Annotated in this window: 18 protein-coding genes and 1 riboswitch; of the genes, 8 read left to right on the top strand and 10 right to left on the bottom strand. The window is 52.8% G+C overall.

Going from position 1 to position 25,170, the window contains the following annotated elements; all coding sequences use genetic code 11:
- Nucleotides 1-82 precede the first annotated feature (82 nt).
- From GK091_RS07045 to GK091_RS07080, 8 genes are all read right to left on the bottom strand, one after another.
- On the bottom strand, nt 83-784 hold the full coding sequence (locus GK091_RS07045; RefSeq protein ID WP_246202159.1) for a Dph6-related ATP pyrophosphatase: 702 nt from the start codon (nt 782-784) through the stop codon (nt 83-85).
- Nucleotides 781-1,326 carry a bifunctional adenosylcobinamide kinase/adenosylcobinamide-phosphate guanylyltransferase gene (locus GK091_RS07050; RefSeq protein ID WP_246202160.1) on the bottom strand — a complete coding sequence of 182 codons (546 nt, stop codon included), beginning with the start codon at nt 1,324-1,326 and terminating at the stop codon, nt 781-783. The genes GK091_RS07045 and GK091_RS07050 overlap by 4 nt, the downstream gene beginning before the upstream one ends.
- Nucleotides 1,259-2,230, bottom strand: a complete 972-nt coding sequence (locus GK091_RS07055) for an ABC transporter substrate-binding protein (protein ID WP_164035882.1) — start codon at nt 2,228-2,230, stop codon at nt 1,259-1,261. Before GK091_RS07055 ends, GK091_RS07050 begins: the two co-directional genes overlap by 68 nt.
- Before the next feature lie 98 nt (nt 2,231-2,328).
- Nucleotides 2,329-2,916: a DUF6580 family putative transport protein gene (locus tag GK091_RS07060; RefSeq protein ID WP_164035883.1), complete on the bottom strand. Its 588-nt coding sequence runs from the start codon at nt 2,914-2,916 to the stop codon at nt 2,329-2,331.
- A gap of 12 nt (nt 2,917-2,928) precedes the next feature.
- A complete protein-coding gene (locus GK091_RS07065; protein WP_164035884.1) occupies nt 2,929-4,926 on the bottom strand; it encodes a TonB-dependent receptor plug domain-containing protein in 1,998 nt (665 codons plus the stop codon).
- A 147-nt stretch (nt 4,927-5,073) separates the two neighbouring features.
- Nucleotides 5,074-5,264, bottom strand: a riboswitch (cobalamin riboswitch).
- Between the two features lie 108 nt (nt 5,265-5,372).
- Complete coding sequence (locus GK091_RS07070) at nt 5,373-6,749, bottom strand: M16 family metallopeptidase (RefSeq protein WP_164035885.1); 1,377 nt, start codon at nt 6,747-6,749, stop codon at nt 5,373-5,375.
- Nucleotides 6,750-6,833: 84 nt separating this feature from the next.
- Complete coding sequence (locus tag GK091_RS07075; RefSeq protein ID WP_164035886.1) at nt 6,834-8,177, bottom strand: M16 family metallopeptidase; 1,344 nt, start codon at nt 8,175-8,177, stop codon at nt 6,834-6,836.
- Nucleotides 8,178-8,282: 105 nt separating this feature from the next.
- Nucleotides 8,283-9,920: a hypothetical protein gene (locus GK091_RS07080; protein WP_164035887.1), complete on the bottom strand. Its 1,638-nt coding sequence runs from the start codon at nt 9,918-9,920 to the stop codon at nt 8,283-8,285.
- Nucleotides 9,921-10,389: 469 nt separating this feature from the next.
- Here GK091_RS07080 and GK091_RS07085 point away from each other — a divergent pair, with 469 nt between their 5' ends.
- The 6 genes from GK091_RS07085 to GK091_RS07110 all read left to right on the top strand — a co-directional run bounded on the left by GK091_RS07085 (nt 10,390) and on the right by GK091_RS07110 (nt 20,539).
- Entirely contained in the window at nt 10,390-12,288 is a 1,899-nt protein-coding gene (locus tag GK091_RS07085; protein ID WP_164035888.1) for a hypothetical protein, read from the top strand.
- A 120-nt stretch (nt 12,289-12,408) separates the two neighbouring features.
- Nucleotides 12,409-14,694: a GH92 family glycosyl hydrolase gene (locus GK091_RS07090; RefSeq protein WP_164035889.1), complete on the top strand. Its 2,286-nt coding sequence runs from the start codon at nt 12,409-12,411 to the stop codon at nt 14,692-14,694.
- Nucleotides 14,695-14,843: 149 nt separating this feature from the next.
- On the top strand, nt 14,844-16,352 hold the full coding sequence (locus GK091_RS07095; protein ID WP_164035890.1) for a glycosyltransferase family 39 protein: 1,509 nt from the start codon (nt 14,844-14,846) through the stop codon (nt 16,350-16,352).
- 234 nt (nt 16,353-16,586) lie between these two features.
- On the top strand, nt 16,587-17,372 hold the full coding sequence (locus GK091_RS07100) for a 2Fe-2S iron-sulfur cluster-binding protein (protein WP_164035891.1): 786 nt from the start codon (nt 16,587-16,589) through the stop codon (nt 17,370-17,372).
- Between the two features lie 19 nt (nt 17,373-17,391).
- Nucleotides 17,392-18,399, top strand: a complete 1,008-nt coding sequence (locus tag GK091_RS07105; protein ID WP_164035892.1) for an FAD binding domain-containing protein — start codon at nt 17,392-17,394, stop codon at nt 18,397-18,399.
- Nucleotides 18,400-18,412: 13 nt separating this feature from the next.
- Nucleotides 18,413-20,539: a xanthine dehydrogenase family protein molybdopterin-binding subunit gene (locus GK091_RS07110; protein ID WP_164035893.1), complete on the top strand. Its 2,127-nt coding sequence runs from the start codon at nt 18,413-18,415 to the stop codon at nt 20,537-20,539.
- Between the two features lie 116 nt (nt 20,540-20,655).
- On the opposite strand, the gene katG is transcribed toward GK091_RS07110, so the two are convergent.
- A complete protein-coding gene (gene katG, locus GK091_RS07115; protein ID WP_164035894.1) occupies nt 20,656-22,932 on the bottom strand; it encodes a catalase/peroxidase HPI in 2,277 nt (758 codons plus the stop codon).
- Nucleotides 22,933-23,137: 205 nt separating this feature from the next.
- Here katG and GK091_RS07120 point away from each other — a divergent pair, with 205 nt between their 5' ends.
- Nucleotides 23,138-23,908, top strand: a complete 771-nt coding sequence (locus tag GK091_RS07120) for an SDR family oxidoreductase (RefSeq protein ID WP_164035895.1) — start codon at nt 23,138-23,140, stop codon at nt 23,906-23,908.
- 139 nt (nt 23,909-24,047) lie between these two features.
- Here GK091_RS07120 and GK091_RS07125 read toward each other — a convergent pair whose 3' ends face one another.
- Entirely contained in the window at nt 24,048-24,659 is a 612-nt protein-coding gene (locus GK091_RS07125) for a DUF1684 domain-containing protein (RefSeq protein WP_164035896.1), read from the bottom strand.
- Between the two features lie 99 nt (nt 24,660-24,758).
- Here GK091_RS07125 and trxA point away from each other — a divergent pair, with 99 nt between their 5' ends.
- On the top strand, nt 24,759-25,067 hold the full coding sequence (gene trxA / locus GK091_RS07130) for a thioredoxin (protein WP_164035897.1): 309 nt from the start codon (nt 24,759-24,761) through the stop codon (nt 25,065-25,067).
- Nucleotides 25,068-25,170 lie beyond the last annotated feature (103 nt).

Raw genomic sequence — 25,170 nt, forward strand, 5'->3', positions numbered from 1 at the left:
GCTGGACCCATTTTGTTCGGCAAAGAACAGACTTATTGCCAATAAACGCTATCGGCAGCCTTTTTTGTTTCCTACTAGGGCATCAAATTAGCTGAAGATCAGCAAAATAGTACGTTGATGTCGTTTGTTCGCCAGTAGCGGTCTTGAATGTGTACGTTTTTGCGACTGTATTAACAACGTGAACGTCGATGGGTGCTGAAAAATAGGGAGCCCGGTAGACAAAGGTGTGAAACTCCCCATTTTCTCCACACGGATCGACGCCAGCTGGCAGGTCGTCTACAAAGGACTGATCGAGAATACGTCCGCAAAATGACTCGTCCAGATGCTGACTATTTACGCTGACAACAATCGTGGAAAAGCCCGCGCTCCAGAACTCATCCAGCAGTTGGAGAGAGGGAATCTGCCAGAGCGGAAATACACCCGTCAGCTTCCGGGTAGCGAGTTGGGTTTCCCGCCATTGCCGCAGGTCTTCCAGAAAGATATCGCCAAAAATAGCGTGCGTGGCTCCCGCAGCGATCAGCGGCTCAAGTGTCGTAGCCATTCGCTGTTCGTACTCAGCCATGGCACTCTCTTCGGGCAGATAAAGTTTCGTCTGGGGTAGTCCCAGCCGACGGGCCTGCGCATCGAGTAATTCTTCCGATACGCCATGCATCGAAATGCGATGGTTGGCCGCGTTCAGCGTTGTTAGCAGTGTTTCGATCTGAAACGTTTTGGTCTGAAGTACGCGCCACAAGGCCAGGGCCGAGTCTTTACCACCAGACCAGTTCATAATTGCCTTGTTCATCGGAGGGGCGCTTTAACCGTCATCGGTAATCCGCTCACCATCAGGGTAACCGCGTCGGCCCGGCTGGCTACGTATTGATTGGCCCATCCCTGAAGGTCGGTGAAGGCCCGACCAATCGCCGTCTCAGCATGAAGGCCCATTCCCAACTCGTTGGTCACAATGATGAATTGACCCGGCAATAAGAGAAGCGCATCGATCTCCGCCCGAAATAGTCGCAACGACTCGTTCACATCGCTTTTCGTATCACTAAAAAAGTTGGTCAGCCAGAGTGTTACGCAATCGATCACCACGACCCGCTCAGAAATAGGCAGTTGGCTCACCTGACGAAGTTCTTCGAAAACGGTCCATTCCGGGCCGCGATCGTCCTGATGACGCGACACCCGTTGCGCGAATTCATCGTCCCAGACTTTAGCCGTTGCCACGTAAACGGGCGTTTCGCTCCAGTCACGGGCCAGTTGCTGCGCGTACCGGCTTTTACCGCTCCGCGCGCCACCCGTGACCAGATGAAGATAGGGTTGTTGCCGGGGCGGGGTAGACATCATGAACTTTCGATTGTAAAGCAGAAGGAACCGTGAACAAAGTGGGGTGAAAACAGGCTGCCAGCAGTTCGATCCCGTCGACCAGCGTAGCCGCCGATGGCTGCGTGAATAGGTCGTAGTCTGCGACGAAAACGGCACCGTCTTTAACCGCACGCAGTTCATGCCAGCCGGGTTGCTGTTCGAGCAGGGGTAATTCCTGTAGGGTGCGCTCCGTCGTGAAACCGCAGGGCGCAATGATCAATACTTCCGGATCGTACCGGCGCACTTTTTCCCAGGGCGTAACGATGCTGTCACCTGACGGATTGCCCAACATGTCGATGCCGCCCGCGTAAGCGATCTGATGTGGAATCCAGTGGCCACAGTTGTAGATCGGGGCCATCCACTCCATAATCATTACGCGCTTGGGTAGCACACGTCCCGCCCGGAGCCGGTCAATCACCGCGTCGATGCGGGTGCGCAACCCATGCAGATACGTGTAAGCCGCTTCTTCGTGGCCCAGAGCGGTCGCAATAGTTATGGCCGTATCGAATACGTCGGTCAGGCTCTGGGGTGTCAGGGCAACCACGGTCGGCATGTCGGGCAACCGATCCAGCACAGCCTGGGTGCACTTGGTGTCGATCTGGCACACCTCACAAACGTCCTGCGTAAAAATAACGTCGGGAGCAATCTGGTGCAGTTTCTCTTCCTCAACGTAATACAAACTTCGTCCTTCGGCTTTGGATGCCGAGAAAATCCGGTCGATCTCTTCGCTGGAATAGTCGTGTCCTTCCAGCACGCAGCGTACCAGAATTGTCTTCTCAGCACGCGATAGCTCCGGACATTCGAAGGTGACGCCATGCAACAAATCCTGGAGACCCATGTCATAGACCATCTGGGTGGCAGCAGGGAGAAATGAGCAAGCTTTCATACTGACGAACGAGGTTAAAACAGTCGACGCAATCAGCGAGCCATCGTGTTTTCAGTTACAAGGCTTACGGATTGCGTCAAGTGCTCGTGAATTATGGGTTAGGCTATTGCCAGCTTTGGGTAGCGATTCTGCAACCACTCGAATGTTCCGAAGAACAGGGTACCATACGCCAGCGTACCCGCCAGAAAGTTCCGCATGTACGGGAAGCCCTGCGTAATGCACTGTAGCCAGCCGGCAAAATCACGCGTTAGGGGCAGATTGGTCCGCAGATCGAGCCCGCCCGCCAGCCACACGCTGGTATCAGCCAGTAACCAGTGCGATACGGATGCCACCAGAGCCGCTACGAGCACGTTCTTGATCGTCACGTTCTGGACCAGCACCTTGCCATACCAGACGATGAGGGCAAAAACGCCATAGATCCAATACCAGCCACTGTACATGATACCAAACTGGCCGTGGTAGAGCACGATATTGATGAATAGATCGCTCAGGAACAGCGTCAGCAGCGGCAAACCGAAGGCTTTCCAGCGGTTCTGGATGTACGATCCGCCGAAAAGCGCCATCGCCCCAATGGGGGTAAAATTGGCAACCGGCGACCATTGGGCCGAGTTGGCAATGCGCAGGACAGCCGCTAGCACAATAAACAGCAGCAGGACCGTTAGCCGGGGATTGAATTGTTGTTTCATACGTTTTGATTGTTACAAAGTGAACCGGAGCCCGACGGTTGCATTCCGACGGCGGGTATTGTACCCGTAAATATCGTAATAGGTTTGGTCAAACAGGTTGCGAACGTCGGCATAAAGACGCAATTGTGGCGTAATTTTTCCTTCCACATACAGATCGATCGTCGTGTAAGCCGCCAGCGTTACGTTGTCCGTGCGAAATGTCTCGTTGTTGAAAAACCGGTCGGTCCGATCGCCAATCGAGCGCAACGTTGCTGAAACGAACAGGGTTGGAACAACGCGGTAGCCAACGCTTAGGTTTAGCTGCGTTTTAGGTCGCCGGAACAGGTTATTGTACGTCGTATCGCGGCCAGCCGTGTTCGTTTTTACGGCACCGGTCAGAAACAGAACGTTACCCGTGAAGGTCAGTTTGTTTACTTCGGCCTGTGCTTCCAGCTCAACGCCGTGGTCGTGCTGCCGGTCGAAGTTGATGTAACGGCCATAAGGAGCCGTGTTCAGTGACTCGAAGAACAGCACGTCCTTGATCTGCCGGTCAAAATACACGGCGCGAACCCAGGCATTGCGGCTGCGGGTAAACAGCTGAACCCCCGCTTCGGTAGACCAGCTATATTCAGGACGAAGGGCCTTGTTGCCGTAAGGCGAGAAAAGCTGGTACAGCGTAGGTGCCCGGAAACCCGACGACAGGTTAACGAACAGCTTGATCCGGTCAGACACCAGATACGACGGGTTGAACGAATACGTGAATACGTTGCCGTACAACGAGTTGCGGCTGTAGCGACCACCCAGCTCGACCGAAAGACCGCGGTAGGGCGTCAGGATACCGGTAGCGTAAATACCAAGCTGGCCAATGCGGGCGGTATCAGCACCAATCGGTGGCGACTGGTAGGGCCCATACTGGCTGATCGATAAATACGATTGGTCGGTATTGCTGAATCGGTAATCTACGCCCGTCAGGATTTCACCCCACGAACCCAATTTCAGGTTGTGATACGCTTCAAGGAAATGAGTCACTCCGCCGTATTCCTGATACGAATAACGTTCGGATGCGTTCGCTTCCACACTCGTCGAATCGTTTTTGTACGTCCGGCGACTGTCGCTGATTCCGTAATTAAGCATCAGCCGTCCGTGGGCGTGTTTATACTCGAACCCCGTCGCAAACCGCTTAAACGTGTTCTTATACGTATAATCTTTTTCGTCGGCAAACGCTCCGTTGTCAATATCCGCCGTATAGCCCGTCGTTAACCCCTGCAATTTCCAGCTCAACCGGGATGATAGTTGCAACGTCAGGTTCGCCACCAGCGCGTTCTGTTTGTAGCCATCGTTGTCGAAATTCTGAGTACCGATTCGGTCGGTAGCCGCCGAAAAACCCGCCGATGATAAGCGCGTGTACTGAACGTTATACGATAACCGGCTTGTCTGACCGTTCACGCCAACCGTTCCCCGGAAGGTTTTATACGTTCCGTAGTTGAGGGAAGCATTCACGCCGAATGGTTTATTGCCAGCTGCATTGCTACCCCGCTTCGTAAAAATGTTGATGACTCCGGCTACAGCATCAGACCCGTAACTGGTTGATTGCGCCCCCCGAAGAATCTCAATGCGATCGCATTCGCCCACGGTCAGTAAATTCAGGTCGAACGTGTTGGACGTTCCGGATGGGTCATACACTGGCAGACCATCGAGTAGAATCAGGGTGTTGCCGGACGAAGCGCCCCGCAGGTAAATGTCCGGGTTGGTGCCCAATGGTCCATTCGACCCTACAATTTGCAGACCGGCCTGCCGTGACAAGAGTTCGCTCACGGTCTGAGTCGCGTAACGCTGTAAGACGGAGTCGGATAGTACGGTGACGACCTTGCCGGTTTGCGACAGTTTCTGTTCCGTTTTGTTGGCGGTAACGGTAACGGCATCCAGCTGAACCGGTCGCGACGAAGCGGGTTGGGGATTTTCCTGCGCCAAAGCGGACAGGCTTGATACGGCCAGAGCGGCCGACAATAAGGTACTGATTTTGCTCATCATTAATCAGATAAACGGAGATTAAGTAATGAGCTGTCGGAAACTGAAATAAAAGACAAACGCAACCAAAGGCCCGTTTGTGACCGCACAGGTGACCAGGCCACCCCATCGAACTGTCTTTCATCCCCGGCTTTTTACCCGAAAGCTCGAATCATGAATTCGTTTGAGGCAGGTCTTCTGGCTCGTTCGACCAGCAACGCCTTCCCACCCGAGGGCAGTGGCTGTTATGCTGCTGGCTGGTTACTAGAACTTACAGCTACGGGAATAGCCCCGGATTCGCACCGGTGTTCCCTTTTAATTACCCATCCGAAGAAGGGCAAACCTTAAACGCGGGGCAAAGATAGGGGATAAACTCGTAAGGCGGACATCCTGTCCGCAGAGGAATGGAGTTGCAAGAGCGATTTTGCCTCGCCAGTTCCGTCTCTCTGCGGACAAGATGTCCGCGCTACTTAAAAACCGTCGGCTTTTATTTCCTTCTCGGTGACGGTGCCGTATTTCTTCACCTTATCCCGAATCGTGTCGGCTTTACCGATGAGGACGAATTGCAGGTTGTTTTTTGGGAAATACTGGTCGATGATCTGCCGCGTTTTCGCCACGGTCAACCCATCGACGTTCTTCTGGAAATTGTTGATAAACGACTCGTCGAAGCCCAGACTGAACATATCCGTCAGCAGGTTCGCCAACTCGCTGGCCGATTCGTAACGGGGTGGGAAGTCCGCTTTGACGTAGTTTTTCGCCGAACTCAGCGTCTTCTCGTCGATACCAGTCCGGTGCAGGCTGTCGAGTACGTGCAGAGCCATGTCGATGGCTTCCGTTGTCGTGCTAACTTTCGTAAAGGTCGAGATGGCAAACGTGCCACTATTGCGGAAGGTGCCGAAGCGACTGCCCGCGCCGTATGTAAGCCCCGAGTTGACGCGCAGGGCGTCGTTGAGCCAGGACGTAAACCGCCCACCCAGAATGGTATTGACCACCGTAACCGGGATGAAGTCGGGGTTGTTTTGCGTAATGCCCTTCCCGCCAATCAGAAACGTCGTCTCGCGGGCGTCGTCTTTGTTGATCAGCAATACCCGGTTTTTGTCGAACGATACCGTTGGATCGGTCAATTTAGGTGACGTGGCCGCTGCGGTTTTCCAATTGCCGAACAGGTCCGTGATCCGTTTTTTCATGGCCGCGGTGTTAAAATCGCCCACGATGGCAATGGCGGCCCGATCAGCCGTGTAGTTTTTCTGGTAGAACTGACGGGCATCGTTTGCCGTAATGGCCGATACGGCGGTTGACGTTCCCGACACGGGGTTTGCGTAAGGATGTGAATCGTACACAAAGCGGTTGAAGTACGAGTTGACAACCGAGCGTGGACTTTCTTTCTGCTGGGTCAGCTGAAGTAACTGGCGTTGCTTGTATCTGTCGAACTCGGCCTGATCGAAAGTGGGTTTCGTGATCACGTCCTGAATAATGTCGAACAGCAAATCCTGATCCTTCACGGCAAAGGAAGCGGTCAGTTTGGCAACTTCCTTGCCGCCGTACGTGTCTACGCTGGCACCGACGTATTCCGCTTTTTCTTCGAGTTGTGCCTTCGTGTATTTCGAGCTACCAAACAGCAACGCATCGGCTGCCATGTTGGCCAACCCATAGCGACTACCATCCTGAACGGCACCCGCATCGAACACGGCCGAAACGTTGATGAGCGGCACTTCATGCTGCTCCATCAGATAGACCGTCAGGCCATTTTTGAGCTTGATTTTCTGATAAGGCGGCACTTTGAATGTCTGCGCCAGCGACGAGCCCGCAACGAGCAGGGCAATAAAAAGAGAAGCTATCTGTCTCATTCGCAAAGTCTTTGGTTAAACACAGGATCGGGCGCTGACACGAACCGGCTTCGTGTACGACCCGACGCGCTGCGTTTGGACGAATTAATTGTTTTTTGCTGGATTGGTCTTCGGTTCAGGGAGCAGGTAACCGACTGTGCGATTCCGGGCTGTCAGGTACGTTTTGGCCACGCGCTGCACGTCTTCTTTCGTAACCTTTTCGTACAGAGCGGGGGCTTCGTAGAGCTTTTTGTAATCACCGAAAAACAGCTCGTACGTACCCAGTGAATTGGCTTTGCCGTTGATCGTTTCCATCGTACGGTAGAAATCCATCAGCTTCTGATTCTTCAGTTTCTGGAGTTCAACGTCCGTGATGCCATTCGCAACAACCTTATCGATCTGGTTCAGCACCGATTTTTCCAACTGTTCCGCTGTAATGTTGCTGGCGGCAATGGCGTAGACCGAGAACAGATTTGGGTCGAACGATTCACCGAAATTCGTAAATGCCCGCGACGCAATGGTCGAATCGAGAACCAGCGATTTCACCAGCCGCGACGAATTACCCGTACTCAAAATGCCACTCAGCAGGTCAAGGGCATAATAGTCGGTATGGCGGCTGGCGGGGGTGTGGTACGCCAGCATGATGTTGGGCGTGGCCACGTCTTTGTAGGTTGTCACGCGCCGTTCACCATTCTGGGGTGGCTCTACCGTACGCAGGCTATCGGGCAGTTTCTGGGCTGGAATGGATTCGATATATTGTTCCGCCATTTTTTTGACCTGAGCCGCCGTTACATCACCGACCACGACAGCCACGGCGTTGTTCGGGGAATAATACGTTTTGAAGTATTTCTCCAGGTCTTCCTGCGTCCACTTCTTGATGTCGGATTCAAAACCAATGACCGGGAACATGTAGGGGTGCTCGACGAAGGCAACCGACTGCACCAGTTCGCTGATAACGCGGTAATTGCTGTTTTCCAGCCCGGTACTCCGTTCGGAGAGGACCACGCCCCGTTCGCTCTGGACCATTTTGGGGTCGATGGCGAGGTCGCGGATGCGGTCCGATTCGAGATCGAAGATCGTTTCGAGCGCACCACTCTGAAACCAGTCCGTATACACCGTTGTGTTCTCGGTGGTGTAGGCATTGTTTGAGCCGCCATTGGCCTCCATGACCCGGTCGAACTGCTTGGGACCGTATTTTTTGGCCCCGTTAAACATCATGTGTTCGAAAAAGTGAGACAGACCCGTGATGCCGTGTACTTCATTGCGGGAGCCGACTTTCCAGAAGGTGTAAAAATTGGCGTTGGGAATGGAATGGTCTTCGAGGACCATGAACTTCATGCCGTTTTTGAGCGTGAATGTCTGCACATCCTCTGGTTTGGGCTTGTTCTGCGCCAGCGCGACACCCACTGCGAGGGTTAGCCCGGTCAGTAGCCCGATTCGTTTGTTCATACGTATAGCTTTGATTGGGAACCCTTAAAAATAGCACGGGCAGGGCGGAATACAAAGCTAAGATGTATGGGTGGTAAGCGGGCAGGACGAGAAGAAATCCGTTGGCTATTTATCCGGATTCGTTGCTCCGAAATAAACAAGCTCGACTTGTTCACCCGGTGCAATGACCGCCGTTCCTGCCGTATGCGTGATTTCGAACTGCTGAACGATATCTTTCCACAGGTTATGCGTGGCAACGGGCACGCGATAGGTGTGTATCTGGCCATCGTTCAAAACAGAAAAAGGCACGATCTGCTGGCCGTACGGACGACCTCCCTTCGGAAAACGGGCTGCGTTCTGGTTCGGGTAATTGGGATCGGTTCCGTCCGGAGCCTGACCGTTCAGCAGCCATTCCAGATTAAATTGTTTTTCGGGTCCTTTGTAGCCCATCCGAACATAAATCGTGTCGATCTCACTGGTTCGCCAGCTTCCTGCCGGAGAAACTAGCTTCGTGCCACGGGCATTCAACGGGCCGTTGTCGATATGACCGTCGTAGGTAACGGTCCAGTTGTCTACCTGAAACGGTTCCTTTTGATCATGACCCCCATCGAACACATACCACTGGTTGCGGCCATGCGCCTTGTTGAACCAGAAATCAGGTTTGCTCGCCCGTGGCTGAGCGTAGACATACTCGCGGATTTGCGATTCGGAGCCAATCACAAACGCGTATTCTTTATACCAGGTATTGTCGCTGTCCAGCGGATCGAAGACGCGTCCACCGGCATAGGTCATCGTATTGCCGCCCTCCCAATTGTCGCCTGCCGGAATGGCGGCAACGTTGTAATTAACCCGGTAAAACTCCGGCGAGTACAAACCAACCAGTCGATTGGTGCCAATTTCAACCGCCTGCCACGGCTCCGTTACGTAAAATGATGTACTCTGCTGGGTAATGATCGACCCGCCCTGCGCCTGTTCGATGCCGTTGGAAACATTTGTTGGCGCATTGGTGAAGGGAGCCGATCCGTTATAAAAACGTACACTGCGGGCCCCGTTTATCATCATGAACGGCCATTCCTGCTCTTCAAAACTGTAAAACGTTTTATCGGCTCGCTGGTGCGTCAGGCGTACTTTTACGTAGATCTTGTTGTCGTCGAGACGCACCCATTGTTCGTAGAAAAAAGGCAGTAGTCGGGCATTTTGGTGCGCCCATGACAAACACTGCGTTTTGGTGTAGATATAGCCATTGACCAAGCCGTGAAAAAGTACCGGAGAGGGGTTCCCTCCGTCATCACCGGCGATCAATGGGTTGTAGCCAATTCCTTTCCAGCGGGGTGAGTCATCGGCGTAGGAGCGAGGTCCGGCATAGGACGCTAAACCCGTTTCCCGCCCTTTATCGAAGTAATTGATCAGGTACTGATTGGTCGTTTTATCGAAAATCTGGATCGAGCCACCGTAGTCCCGGCGAACTTCCAGCCGAAGGGTAGCAGATTCCTGAACGGTCGTCGCGCCAATCTCGTGGCCATAGATCTGATTGCTGTTGTAACTTAGCCAGGGAGCGGGCTGGTCCGGAATCGTGTACGTGAAGGGACCAACGGTACTTGACGAAACCGGAATTGCTGGGGGCACCACAACGGGGGGAGGGGGCGTTGGGGTGCCCCCGGTTCCGGGTGGCGGAAACGTCAACGGCGCATCCCGGCAACTCCACAAAGTCATGAAAAAGACAAAAACGATCAGAATTCGACGGATGTACAAAGGTTGTTGCATACTGATTCTATAAACGACGGTTCTGGGCCGTGAATTACCGATACTGACTGAATTAATGCGGAATCAACCACTGTTCAGATTTCGTTGAGGTCGCGCAAACGAGGGTGGGGATTCTTACGAATAAAGTCGCTTTCTTTATTACATGCAAACGTAGCGTGATGTTATAAAGTCCCGCTTTTTTTCGGAATTTGGGGCCTCTATCAACACATACCGTGTACGAATCAGCCAGTCTTACAGTTGACCTACACGGTCAATAAGTGCTGGATTATGCCTAGTTTAGCGTAGTTTATATTGGCGTTTTTGGCATCCTTCGGCACTGCCCGCCCGGCTTTGTCAGTATGAAAAAATTGGATGTATTTGTATTGACCTATTTGTTATGCTGTTATATTGATGCGTCTGCGGAGGTACGAGGGGCGCTATACCAAAGTCGTTCTAGTTAGTATTTCTTTTTCCATTGCAACAGAAACGTATGCGTTCAGGTTCGGGTTGGCCGGGTGTTCAACGTTTGGTATTGGCTTTATTTCTGACGCTACTGGCATTCGAGCGCTGGACCGTATACAACACACCGCTTTCGGGTCTGGATGGTTCGTGGATGATTGCGCTTCATCTGGCTCATCAGCAGGAACTGGTTCACGGGACCGAATTCGTGTTTACTTATGGCCCGCTTAGCTGGCTCATTACCCGATTGCCTATTGCCGCCCCGGTCTGGGCAATCGTCGCGTTTGACGGGCTTTGGCTCCTGAACGTGTACTTTGTGTTGTGGGTAGCCGCTGGCCCGCGTCTCACGTTGACGCGGGCGCTGCTTTTGACCGGGCTCGTGGTCGTACACCGGCAATGTGCCACTACGGAAACCCCTTTCATGTATTATTTTTTCGTGCTGGTTTACCTGCTCTACCATCAGCAGACCGGTAAACGATGGGTATTGGCCGTCGCCGTTAGCCTGGCTACGCTGACGTTCTATCTGAAGGCCAACGTTGGTCTTGTCAGCTTGGGCAGCGTCATCGTCTATGGATTGTGGCTGGTTCGTTCAGGCCCTGACCGAGTCGTTGGCCTGGTTGTCATCGGGGCCCTATTGACGCTGGTTGGTATCAGTGCGCAACTGCTTCCGGTGGCTTTACTGCCTTTTTTGCGGGCTCAGTGGCACATGATCGATTCCTACAATGACGTTATGTATCAATTGCAGGACTGGAAACCGCTGGCAGCTGCTTTGTTGATACTTGCCTTCACCGTGTTTCTGGTGGGCTACGCAAGCTGGCAAGCCTGGCGGAAACACGAAGCCGGAATCTGGTGGCGACAGAATGGGATTGTGCTTGTGTTGATGGCTTTACAGCTATTTGTGCTCGTCAAAGAAGCCTTTGTGCGGGCCGATGCTGGCCATATGGGGTTATTTTATAAATACGCGCTGCTGCCGCTTAGTCTATTGGTTTTGTTTGGTCATATCCCGCTGCTACGCCGTTTGACCCTAGTTCCTATACTGCTGATTAGCGCAATAGGCCCGTTTTTCGTTGCTTACCATTGGGATACTGGCCTGTGGTATCGGTGGATTCCTCAATGGATCAGTTACGTGCAGGACATTCGCGAACCCCTGCATCCTGGACTAACACCAGTGCCGTCGCCGTGGCCTGCTCACTGGCGTACGCTGCTCAAAAATAAGCGGGTCGACGTTGTTCCCGGCGAAATTGCCCTACTTTACCAAAATCAACTGGACTATACACCGCGTCCGGTTATTCAGACATATCAGGTAACCGATGCCTATCTTGACTCACTGAATGCCAAACATTTCCTCTCGACACGTGCGCCCGATTATGTGTTGGTAACGGGTGGTTCGGTCGATAACCGCGATCCGTGCGCTGATGAAACACTAACCAAACTTTCGCTACGGCGGGCCTATCGGGTAGTGGATACATTCGGAGAGTGGGCGCTGTTGAACCGACGTTCGGCGCCACTTGCCCTAACATTGATTCGGGATGATCAAACCAGCGTGCGACTCAACGAACCCATTCCTGTAACCGACAACGATTCGACCAGTATCCAACTTTGGCAGCTGGAAGGGCATTATGGCCTGGCTGGTTACCTGAGTCGTTTGCTCATGCAGCCACCTCGATTAGCGTTGGAATTAACCTATCAAACCGGCGACCTGAAACGTTTTCGTACCGCTTTGCCGTTACTCCGTTCCGGACTATTGTTGCCTGAACATCCGAGGAGTCAGGCTGAGCTGAAGCACCACTGGCAAACGAGCGAGCAACAACCTGCTGCTGATCAAATGCGTAGCTTCCGGCTTCTGAGTGCCCCCAATCTGCCCCTTATGTTTGCACCAACAATGTGCGTACATCGACGTGTTTACCGAATTGAACTGGTCGACGGATAGCCAAATGCGGTTTTTCTTTTTTGCTGGTTTTTCAGAATTAAGAGCAGCACCACATGTGGTTACAGAAGCTTTTCGTACCTTTTTGGTCCTTATTTCCAGCAACGGGTTTATCCTCAAAAAATGACAAAAGTTAGCCTCACGATCCTCTTTCAACTTCTCCTCCTTGTTACGTACGCTCAGCAAAATCTCGTTCCTTATGTACATCCGCTGATTGGCACCGAAAAGATGGGCCACACATTTCCAGGGGCTACTGTGCCGTTTGGGTCTGTTCAACTGAGCCCCGATTCGGATACGTTATCCTACGAACTCAATGGCAAGTACAATGGCGATGTCTACAAGTATTGCGCGGGTTACAAATACGAAGATAAAACAATTGTCGGGTTCAGTCACACCCATTTCAGCGGGACAGGGCACTCGGATCTAGGCGATTTCCTGATCATGCCTACGCAGGGGCCCTTACAGCTTAACCCCGGTGTAGCTTCCAATCCGAAAGGGGGCTACCGGTCGGCCTTCTCGCACGCGAACGAAGTGGCCGAAGCGGGCTATTATAAAGTGAAGCTGGACGACCACGCGATTCTGGCCGAACTGACGGCCTCAAATCGGGTTGGTTTTCATCAGTATACCTTCCCAAAATCCGACCAGTCGCACATCATTCTGGATCTGACCCACGGCATTTATAACTACGAAGACAAAGTCGTCTGGACCTTCGTTCGGGTCGTAAACGACACGCTTATAACGGGTTACCGGCAAACGAACGGATGGGCGCGCACCCGAACGGTTTATTTTGCGCTGTCGTTCTCGAAGCCGTTCAAATCGTACGGGCAGAAGAATCTGGACAAGGCGCAGGTGTACAAAGGTTTCTGGCGGAAGTTCGACCAGACCAAAAACTTTCCGGACATAGCGGGCAAACGGATTCGCATGTATTTTGATTTTGATACGGAAGAGGGCGAGAAGGTGAAAATGAAGATGGCCTTATCGCCGGTAAGTCAGGAAAATGCCCTCGCGAATATGCAGGCTGAAATACCGCACTGGAATTTTGAGCAGGTCAAAGCCAAGGCACAAGCCGACTGGAATAAGGAATTGAACAAGATTCAGATTGACGCGTCGGAAACCGATAAGGTGAATTTCTATACGTCCCTCTATCACTCGTTCATCAACCCAACGACGTACATGGACGTTAATGGTCAGTACAAGGGATTGGATCAGGGCGTGCATCAGGCCACGGGCACCAACTACACGACGTTTTCGCTTTGGGATACCTACCGGGCGTTGCATCCGTTTTTCAACCTCATTCAGCCGTCCCGAAACAGCGACATGGTGCAGTCCATGCTGAACCACTACGATCAGAGTACGCTGAAAATGTTGCCCGTCTGGTCGCATTATGCCAACGATAACTGGTGCATGAGTGGGTATCACAGCGTGTCGGTGCTGGCCGATGCGATCATAAAAGGATCGTTCAAAGGGAATGCCCAGAAAGCACTCGACGCGTGTGTTGCCACGTCCAATCACCGCAGTTACGAGGGTATCGGTGAGTATATCGATCGGGGGTACGTGCCCGCAACGGCCAGTGGTACGTCGGTATCCAACACGCTCGAGTACGCCTATGACGATTGGTGCATTGCGCAGATCGCGAAAAAACTGAACCGGCAGGATGTGTACGAAACCTACCGGAAACGCTCCGAAAGCTGGAAAAACGTCTACGATAAGTCGATTGGTTTTATGCGCCCCCGGCTGGCAGATGGCTCATTCAAAAAAGAATTTGACGTACTCCAGACGGATGGCCAGGGGTTCATCGAAGGAAACTCGTGGAATTTCAGCTTTTTCGTGCCGCAGAACCCAACGGCTCTAATCGACTATATGGGTGGTCCGAAGAAATTTACCGCCCGGCTCGATACGCTCTTTTCTATGCACCTGCCCGATAAGTTTTTCGCCGAAACCGAAGACATTACCCGCGAAGGGATCATTGGCGGCTACATCCACGGCAACGAACCCGCTCACCACATTGCGTACTTGTACAACTGGGCCGGACAGCCCTGGAAAACGCAGGAACGCGTGCGTATGATTCTCAACATGCAGTACAAACCCACTCCCGACGGACTGGGCGGCAATGACGATTGCGGTCAAATGAGCGCGTGGTATATGTTTTCGAGCATGGGTTTTTATCCTGTATCTCCCGGCTCAGAAGACTACTCATTGGGGAGTCCTTCGGTTCAACGTGCCCGCCTGAACCTGGAAAATGGGCAGACGTTTACTGTCGAAGCTATCAATCAGGGCGACAAAAATGTATACGTGCAAAAGGTGTTGTTGAACGGCAAACCCCTGAACCAGCCCATCATTACCCACGCCGATATTCTGAAAGGTGGTAAGCTGACATTCTACATGGCAGCGAAACCAGTGAAGAAATAAAGTTTTTTCTTACGGCCACGTCTACCCTCACCCCCGACCCCTCTCCCAACGTTGGGCGAGGGATGAAAAGAAGTATGGCTGCGCTCCCCTCGCTCAGTATGGGAGAGGGGGGCGGGGTGAGGGTACTAATCCACGAATGTTCATAGTCAATGACGAAAAGATCGGCCATACTCGCTGGGTTTATTGCCCTGAAGTTCCTGCTTCAGTATTTTCTGATCAGTCCCGAGTATGAGTTGCACCGGGATGAATACCTGCATCTAGATCAGGCCAACCATCTGGCGTGGGGCTATTTGTCGGTGCCGCCCGTCACGTCCTGGCTTGCCCTGATCGTCAGTTGGTTGGGCAACTCGGCGCTCACTGTTCGATTCTTCCCGGCCTTCTTCGGCGCACTGACAATACTGATCGTCTGGAAAACAGTGGAGGAGTTAGCCGGTAATTTATTCGCTTGCGTTCTGGCGGCTACGGGTTTGTTATTTTCCGTCCTGTTGCGGCTCAATCAGCTCTTTCAGCCCAACTCCGTGGATGTTTTTTGCTGGACGGCCCTATATTTTGTTGTCATCAGCTACATCAATTCCAGAAACAATCGATGGCTCTACATTTTTGCTGTCGTCTTTGCCTTCGGGTTTTTGAATAAATATACTGTTGGCTTTCTGCTGATTGGTCTGTTGCCCGCCATACTGCTGACTGACCAGCGCCGTTTACTGGCCAATCGACACGTTTATCTAGCCATGTTGGTGAGTCTTTTACTGGTCATGCCCAACCTGATCTGGCAATATCAACATGCGTTTCCGGTCGTTCATCACATGAAGCTACTGGCGGAGACCCAGTTGGTCAAAGTGAACCGGCTCGACTTTTTTAAGGAGCAGCTTCTGTTCTTCATTGGCTCGCTGTTTATCATCATCACGGGCTTATACGCGCTACTGGTTTACAAGCCATTCGTAAACTACCGGCTCTTCTTTTTTGCCCTAATTTTCACGTTGCTTGCCTTCACGTACTTCAGAGCGAAAGGCTATTACGCAATTGGAATCTATCCCATTTATCTGGCGTTCGGGTCGGTTTTTATCTCGGTCAGCGTACGCTCGGTGTGGCTGCGGATTGCTTCACTGGCCATCCCGGTACTGCTTTTTATTCCATTGTTCGAAGTAGCGTTCCCTAACAAAAGCCCGGAAGAAATTGTCCGACATCCGGAGCGCTATAAACAACTGGGTTTGCTACGCTGGGAAGATGGCAAGGAGCATCCGCTACCCCAGGATTTTGCGGATATGCTGGGTTGGCGCGAATTGGCTGCTAAAGTAGACTCGGTCTATGCCCATTCGCCCGATCCGGCGAAAACACTGGTTTTGTGCGATAATTACGGACAGGCGGGCGCGATCAACTACTATACGCGTCAACCGATCCGAGCCGTTACCTTCAATGCGGACTATATAAACTGGTTCGATCTCGACACAAAATACACCCACCTCATCCGGGTTAAAAATGCGGGCGAACGATCCGGTGAGCTCAAAGAAACGGGGCCTTTATTTGCCACGGCCTACGCTGCGGATTCCGTTCGGAGTCCATTTGCCCGAGAGCGTAGGACAACTATCTTTGTCTTTGAGTTCGCCAACGTAGACATCAACCAGCGGCTGGCCAACGAGGTGCAACAGGAGCGTTGGTGACCTTGTTTATTAGCGGTTTCTGATCACGTTTTGAACAATAGATCTCGCTCGAAATTCGACATTTTTTGACTAGTACCCATATCGTCGGGAAGCGCGGTGTATCCTAGGTACAGATTAATGCGTTGCGCGTAACAATAGCCTTTACGCAACGGTTACGTGTTACTAGCCCCACCACTCAATACTTACCCTTCCAATCGTTTCAACGTTAAACGTAGTATTTTTCCGAAGAACTGTATGCATGATGAAAACGACCCATCTCGACTGACGGAGGATGAAAAGAAGTTGTTTGAAGACCTGATGCCCGAAGACCTGGACGAGATTCTCGACTCTGGGGTGAACCGACGTCACTTTTTAAAATTAGTGACCTTGGCGGGCGGGGGAATGCTCGCGGCTCAGTCAGCCGTTGCCGAGCAGCTATTGACTAAACCACTCAGCTCGTCTCCAACGGAGCTTTCGTCGGCCACGATCGAAAATGGCGTTACTGTATCGCTTAAGGTTAATGGTACAACCCAAAAACTAGTGGTCGATTCCCGAATGACGCTGCTCGATACGTTGCGGGAACGGCTGGAGCTGACCGGTTCTAAAAAAGGCTGCGACCACGGTCAATGCGGTGCCTGTACGGTACTCGTGAATGGCCAGCGGGTATTGTCCTGCCTGACGTTGGCCGCCAGCTGTGAAGGAAAGCGCGTTCAAACGGTCGAAGGACTGGCACAAGGGACTACGCTTCATCCAATGCAGGCTGCCTTTCTGAAACACGATGGGTTCCAATGCGGTTTCTGTACGCCCGGCCAACTATGCTCGGCCGTTGCCTTGATCGAGGAAGCCAAAAACGGGCACGCCAGCTACGTTACTGAAGCTATTCGTAAACAACCCGCTCCCGTTCAACTGTCGAACGAAGAGATTCGGGAGCGGATGTCGGGGAATATCTGCCGTTGCGGAGCTTATCCTAATATTGTTGCCGCTATTCAGGAGGTGCACAGCGGAAAACCCGTCGAGCAGACATTCAACTTTTCGGCCTAACCCGTTACTAGCTAGTCTAATGAGACCCTTCACGTATACCCGGGCAAAAGACCCGACCGCAGCTGTAAACCAACTGTCGGGAAACCCGAACGCTAAATTCCTGGCCGGCGGCACCAACTTGCTGGATTTGATGAAAGAGGACGTAGAGCGACCGAACGAGCTGGTTGACATCTCGGAACTGGGCCTGCGTGACATTAAGGCCATCGCGAACGGTCCCCAAAAAGGAGGCATCTCGATAGGTGGTCTGGGAAAAAATACCGACGCGGCCAACCACGCACTGATCCGTCAACACTACCCGCTGCTGGCCCAGGCTATTCTGGCCGGTGCATCAGGGCAGATACGGAATATGGCTACCAATGGCGGTAACCTGCTCCAGCGAACACGTTGCCCCTATTTTTATGAGGTGTCGATGCCCTGCAACAAACGTGAGCCTGGGACAGGTTGCGGTGCGCTGGAAGGTATCAACCGAACGCATGCTATCTTCGGTTGGACAGAAAAGTGCGTGGCAGTATATCCCTCGGATATGGCCATCGCGCTGGCGGCACTGGATGCCGTCGTCAGCGTACGGAATGCCAGCGGTCAGGAGCGAACCATTCCGTTCGCTGACTTCCACCGGTTGCCGGGCGATAAGCCGGAACAGGATACCAACCTGGCACACGGCGAACTGATCACCGCCATCGAACTGCCGAAGAACAACTTTGCCGCTACGTCTTACTACCTCAAAGTACGGGATCGGGCGTCGTATGCATTTGCGTTGGTGTCGGTAGCCGCTGCGCTGGAGATAGTTGATAACAAGATCGTTCAGGCGAGAATCGCAATGGGCGGTGTGGCGCATAAACCCTGGCGGGCTCTTAAGGCTGAGCAACTGCTGGTTGGTAAAGAAGCGACGGACGCCAATTTTAAACTGGCTGCCGATGCTGAGATGGCCGGTGCAAAACCATTGGACCACAATCGATTCAAGGTAGAATTAGGTAACCGGAGTATAGTTCTGGCGCTGCAAATGGCGATGAATGGAGGAAAGGCTTGATCGTAACCATCACATGAAAGACAAAAATAAACTCGTTGGTACGCCGGTTAGCCGCATCGACGGAATTGCCAAGGTGACGGGGAAAGCGGCCTACTCGACGGACTACCCGGTCAAGAATCTGGCCTACGCGGTGTTGTTTAAGAGTACCACTGCCGCCGGAAAGATCCTGACTATCGATACGGGCGCGGCCGAAAAAGCACCCGGCGTTCTCGCGGTTATCACTCATATCAACGCGCCGAAACTCAACATCGACGGGGGGATTCGGGGTGGGGCTTTGCTGCAAAGTCCTGAGATCGAGTTTTACGGACAAAACATTGGTCTGGTCGTGGCCGAAACTTTTGAGCAGGCCCGGTATGCCACGCACCTGATCAACGTAACCTACGAAAAGCGGGAACCAAAAGTTGACTTTGAGAAGCTGTCCAGTCAAGCCGTAGTACCGAAGGATAAAGAAAAAGCCGATGCCATTCGCGGGGATGCGAAAGCCACCCTTCGTACGGCCACGTATAAAGTCGAGGAATTGTACGAGACGCCCATCGAACACCATCATCCGCTGGAACCACATGCCACTATCGCCGAATGGAACGGTGACCACGTGATTCTCTACAATAGCTCGCAGATTGTGAATGGCGCACAGAGCGCAGCGGCTGCAACACTCAATATAAAACCCGAGCAGGTCCGGATCATTTCGCCCTACATCGGTGGTGGCTTTGGGTCGAAGGGTGGGCAGTGGGCTAATCTAGTGCTTACAGCGGTAGCGGCCAAACAGGTCAATCGTCCGGTGAAGCTCGCGCTGACCCGGCAGCAGATGGTCAACTCGGTCGGCTTGCGGCAACGCAATCTTCAGAAAGTGAGTTTGGCCGCCACTGAAGACGGAAAACTAACGGCGTTAGCACATGAGATTACGACCCACGGCGCGATAAAAAATGAATTTGTCGAACCGTGTGGCGACTGCTCGAAAGTTATGTATGCGGTGCCTAATTCGCTCATCACCTACCGAGTGGTGCCCATGAATATCATCCTGCCCACGTATACGCGTGGACCCGGAAAATCGACCGGAAGTTTTGCGCTTGAATCGGCGATGGATGAGCTGGCCTATAAACTTAAGATGGACCCGATCGATCTGCGCATTAAGAACGAACCCGAACGCGATCCGTCTAATGGAAAACCCTGGTCTTCGCGGACAACGGTTCAATGCCTACGAGCCGGGGCCAAAGCCTTTGGCTGGGAGAAACGGAAAGCCGAACCCCGCCAAAACCAGCAGGGAAATTACCTGATCGGCTACGGCGTATCCTGCGGCACGTATCCCGCCCATCAACGACCCACGTCGGCTGTGGTGAAGCTCAAACGGGCTGGAAACGATGTTACGGCCACGATTGAACTGGCTGCGGCCGACTTGGGAACCGGAACCTACACCATATTGACCCAAACGGCAGCCGATGCGCTGGACCTGCCTATTCAGCGCGTCAAAGTGACGATTGGTGATTCTGATCTGCCACCAGCCGCTGGGGCTGTGGGGTCGGTTGGAGCCGCTAGTTACGCGAATGCCGTCAATGATGCCTGTCAGAAGATTACTGACGAGCTGATCGCCAAATCGGGTAAGCAGTTTTTTGCCCGCCCGACGGCTTCGCAATTGATGCTTTCGGAAAAAATGGCTGACTTTCAGACCCGCGTGGACACCAAACCACTGGAAAGCGCCGAGGAGTATTCGGCCCATAGCTTCAACGCCAATTTCGCGGAGGTTGCCGTTAATCGGTTTACCGGTATGGTTCGGGTATCTCGTTTTCTGGCTGTGACGGGAGCCGGGAAAATTCTGAACCCGAAGACGGCTCGTTCGCAGATTATTGGCGGTAATGTATGGGGCATTGGTATGGCACTGACTGAAGAATCGGTCGTCGATCCGCGTTGGGGAAACTTTGTGACCCGGTCATTTGCCGATTACCACGTTCCATCCAATCTGGATATCGGGTCAATGGACGCCATCTTTATTCAGGAGGACGATCAGCACGCTAATAAAATGGGGATAAAAGGCATCGGCGAAGTGGGTATTGTTGGTGTCGCGGCTGCTGTAGCTAATGCTATTTTCAATGCGACCGGCAAACGCGTTCGTCAATTGCCCATAACGCCCGACAAGCTGCTTTAACCGTATATGTCCCGCTGAACGATGCTTAACACGCCATATCTTCAGGAGTCAGCAAGCAACCAAAAAAAGGTGGTCCGTTTCCAGACCACCTTTTTTATTGACTAACAACGCTGCAATTAAGCGACCAGATCAAAGCGGCCCAGGTTCATCACCTTGGTCCAGGCGGCAACGAAGTCCCGCACGAATTTCTCCTGCGAATCGCCACAGCCATATACTTCGGCAATAGCCCGGAGTTCCGAGTTTGAACCGAAGATAAGATCGACACGGGTGGCGGTCCATTTGGGTTCGCCCGTCTTACGATCACTACCTACAAACACGCTTTGCGCATCCGAAGTGGCCCGCCAGGTAGTACCCAAATCGAGCAGGTTCACGAAATAATCGTTCGTGAGCGTTTCCGGACGATCCGTGAAGACACCGTGTTTCGAATGATCGAAGTTGGTGTTCAGCACACGCATCCCGCCGACCAGCACCGTCAACTGCGGAATCGTCAGGCTCAATAGTTGTGCTTTGTCGATCAGCATATCCTCAGCCGCTGACTTATGGATAGCGTTCAGGTAGTTGCGGAATCCGTCGGCACCTGGTTCCAGCGCGTTGAATGACTGCACATCGGTTTGCTCCTGCGACGCATCGCCACGTCCGGGCGTGAAAGGCACCGTAATCTCGTGACCGGCATTCTTCGCTGCCTGCTCGATACCAACAGAACCGCCCAACACGATCAGATCGGCGATCGAAATCCGGGTATCCCCCGACTGGATGCTGTTGAACTCTTCCTGAATACTGGTGAGGGTGCTCAGTACGCTGGCCAGTTGTGCCGGATCGTTCGCTTCCCAATCCTTCTGGGGAGTCAGACGAACGCGGCCACCATTGGTGCCGCCACGTTTGTCGGAGTTGCGGTACGTCGATGCCGAAGCCCAGGCGGTAGATACTAACTGAGGAATCGTCAGGCCAGACGCAAGAATGTTCGCTTTCAAAGCAGCAACATCCTGATCATTGACCAGTGAATGCGTAGTAGCCGGGATCGGATCTTGCCAGATCAACTCTTCGGTTGGTACTTCCGGACCGAGATAGCGCTCGATGGGACCCATATCGCGGTGCGTCAGTTTGAACCACGCCCGGGCAAATGCGTCGGCAAACTCATCCGGATTTTCGTAAAAGCGTCTCGAAATCTTTTCGTAGGCAGGATCGGCTCGCAACGCCAGATCGCTCGTCAGCATCATGGGGGCATGGCGCTTCGATGGATCGTGGGCATCGGGTACTGTTCCGGCTCCCGCGCCATCTTTTGGCTGCCACTGATGCGCTCCGCCTGGGCTTTTGGTCAGCTCCCAGTCGTAATTGAACAGGTGGTCGAAATAATCGTTGCTCCACTGGGTCGGGGTCTTGGTCCATGTAACCTCCAGACCACTCGTGATGGTGTCTGGGCCATGCCCGGTACCGAATGAGTTTTTCCAGCCCATGCTTTGCTCTTCGATGGTTGCACCGGCGGGCTCAGAACTAACGTATTTGCCTGGATCCGCTGCACCGTGGGTTTTACCGAACGTGTGTCCGCCCGCAATCAGCGCAACGGTTTCTTCGTCGTTCATGGCCATACGACCGAACGTTTCCCGAATGTCGTGCGCGGAGGCAAGTGGATCAGGGTTACCCGCTGGTCCTTCTGGGTTCACGTAAATGAGACCCAGATTGGCCGCACCGAGGGGTTGCTCAAGCGTACGCTCGTGTGGGTTGGCATACCGCACGTTGTCGCCCAGCCATTCGGTTTCTGAGCCCCAGTAAACCGCTTCTTCGGGTTCCCAGACATCTTCACGTCCACCACCGAAGCCGAATGTTTTGAAGCCCATCGACTCCAGAGCGCAGTTACCGGTCAGAACCAGCAGATCGGCCCAGGAAAGTTTCCGTCCGTATTTCTGTTTAACCGGCCAAAGCAGCAGACGAGCCTTATCGAGGTTCGTGTTGTCGGGCCAGCTATTGAGTGGCGCAAAACGCTGATCGCCGGAGCTTGCGCCACCACGACCATCGCCAATGCGGTACGTACCCGCACTGTGCCACGCCATCCGAATGAAGAAAGGTCCATAGTGACCGTAATCGGCTGGCCACCAATCCTGAGACGTAGTCATCAGGTCAACGATATCTTTCTTTACAGCCGCCAGATCGAGCGATTTGAACTCGTCGGCATAGTTAAAGCTTTCGCCCATCGGATCAGACAGCGACGAATGTTGACGCAGGATGTTCAGTTTCAACTGATTCGGCCACCAATCGCGGTTTGTCGTGCCACCACCGGCACTTTTGTTTACTTCCCCGTTCATGAACGGGCATTTGCCAACGGTATTTACTTTGCTATCGTCGTTGACGTCCCACACGGATGGGTCTTGTGTATCTTGTTGCTCGATGTTCTCCATTTTCGGACGAGTTTATTGGTTGACGAATCAAATTTAGGACAATTGACGCTATGGTTTTTATTCATTGTTTTTATATGAGTATAGATATTATCTATGAAACGGCTCCTCGCTTGCTAATTGATTCGTGTACAGGACCAGTTAAGTTGAACAATTCGCGAGATTTATGCCTTCAGTTTCAATGTAGCTCTATTGTTTATCAGTTAATATGAATCAACTTCTCTGGTCGCTAAGTGGCCAACGCGCGCTCGTAACGGGCGGAACAAAAGGCATTGGCGAAGCGATCGTTCGCCAGTTTATGGCTCTCGGAGCCGCTGTATTCATTGTTGCCCGCGATAACGAGCTGCTTCAGAAACAGCTGGACGAGTACCGCCAGCAGGGCCATACGGTCGAAGGAGTAGCGGCAGATATCAGTCAGCCGGGTGTAGCGGCTCAGGTTATGGACGCGGTAAACAGTACGTGGGGAAGTCTGGATATTCTGGTCAACAACGCCGGAACGAACATTCGTAAATCAACCGTCGAGTATAGTCCGTCTGAATACGACCACGTGCTCAACACAAACCTGCGTTCTGCTTACGAATTGAGTCAGGCCGCTTACCCGTTGCTGAAAGCGTCTGGAATCGGGAAGATCATTTTCGTTTCGTCGGTATCGGGAATGACACATACCAGCTCGGGGTCGCTCTACGGGATGACCAAAGCCGCCATGCTTCAGCTAACCCGCAATCTCGCTGTCGAGTGGGCGTCGGACGGTATCCGGGTGAACGCCGTAGCACCCTGGTATATCAAAACACCCCTGGCTACCCCCGTACTGACCAATCCCGAAAAGCTGACGGCCATTTTGAGCCGGACACCGATGAAGCGAATCGGCGAACCCGAAGAGGTGGCCTCGGTCGTCTCGTTTCTGAGCATGCCTGCGTCGGGCTACGTGACCGGCCAGACCATTGCGGTGGATGGTGGACTGCTGGCGTGGGGATACTAGCGTTAGTGTAGATGCTACTGGCCGAACGGTAAAACGGTATTTCATACGCCGTATCTCCAAAATACGGCGTATGAAATACCGTTTTACCGTTCGATGGACAGCCACGTGACAGGTTTCTACGGAAGAAAGACAGCAGAAATCAATGGGCTTTTCCGTAGGTTTTTTCACCGGCTTCGATGGCTACAGGTAACACATTGTTCCTGGGTGGAATAGGGCAGGGGTAACCTTCGCTGAAGGCGCAGTACGGGTTGTAGGCTTTGTTGAAATCAAGGATCAGCCGCCCGTTTTTGATATCGCCGATCCGTAAGTCGAGGTAGCGCCCACCGCCGTACGTGGCAAAGCCGGATGTTGCGTCCTTGAAGGGGAGAAACAGGTAATCGCGGTAGTCGGGCATCCGGATCAAATTCAGATTCCGGTAGATCGTCAGTTTCTGAGGTTTGCCATTCAGCACGAACGATACGACTGCGTAGGCGACGTGTGGCCGGGTCATTCCGTTATACGTTGGCATGTCGAACGGTTCTGATTTGGGCGTCAACTGTACGATGGCCTCCACCCGATAGGTCGAGTCAGGTTCGTAAAAGCGCAGATAGGCCAAGTCCTCCTTCGATTTCAACGGACTGCCGGACGACTTTAGGAAATCGTTTTTATAGGTCTCACGATGGTTGGCGATTTCGGCCGAAAACGGCGTCTGAGCAGTGGCAGTTACTGCCAGAAAACCAATTAGTAAGAGCAACAGAAAGCGCACAACCATTCGAAAAAAACTGTGTTTATACTCCGTGAACCGTTGGGAACCTGGTCTTGTTATTGAGGTACGAAAGAACCACATCAGATCAACAAACGCAATAAAACGATGAGCGAGACAAAAGAATCATTTCAGGATATTATAAAAGGTGACAAGCCCGTGCTTGTCGATTTTTACGCTGACTGGTGCGGTCCCTGTAAACAACAGGCTCCCATTCTGAAGCAACTCACCGACCGCGCTGGCGACAGCGTTCGGGTCGTTAAAATAAACGTCGATAAAGCCCAGAAAGCCGCTGACCAGTATCAGATTCGGAGCATTCCGACGATGATTATGTTCAAAGACGGAAAAATCGTCTGGCGTCAGTCGGGTGTTCAGCCACTGCATACGCTGGAAGGGCTGGTCAAGCAATTCAGCTAGTCGATAAGATCAGTAAATAGAATCGCAGCAAACGGGGCCGATTGTTATTGACAGTCGGCCCCGTTTACTGCTGCCCGTGGCGATGCATTTCCACAGCGACGGA

Origin of the sequence: Spirosoma agri (assembly GCF_010747415.1) — a bacterium.
In the GTDB taxonomy this organism is placed as follows: Bacteria; Bacteroidota; Bacteroidia; order Cytophagales; family Spirosomataceae; genus Spirosoma; species Spirosoma agri.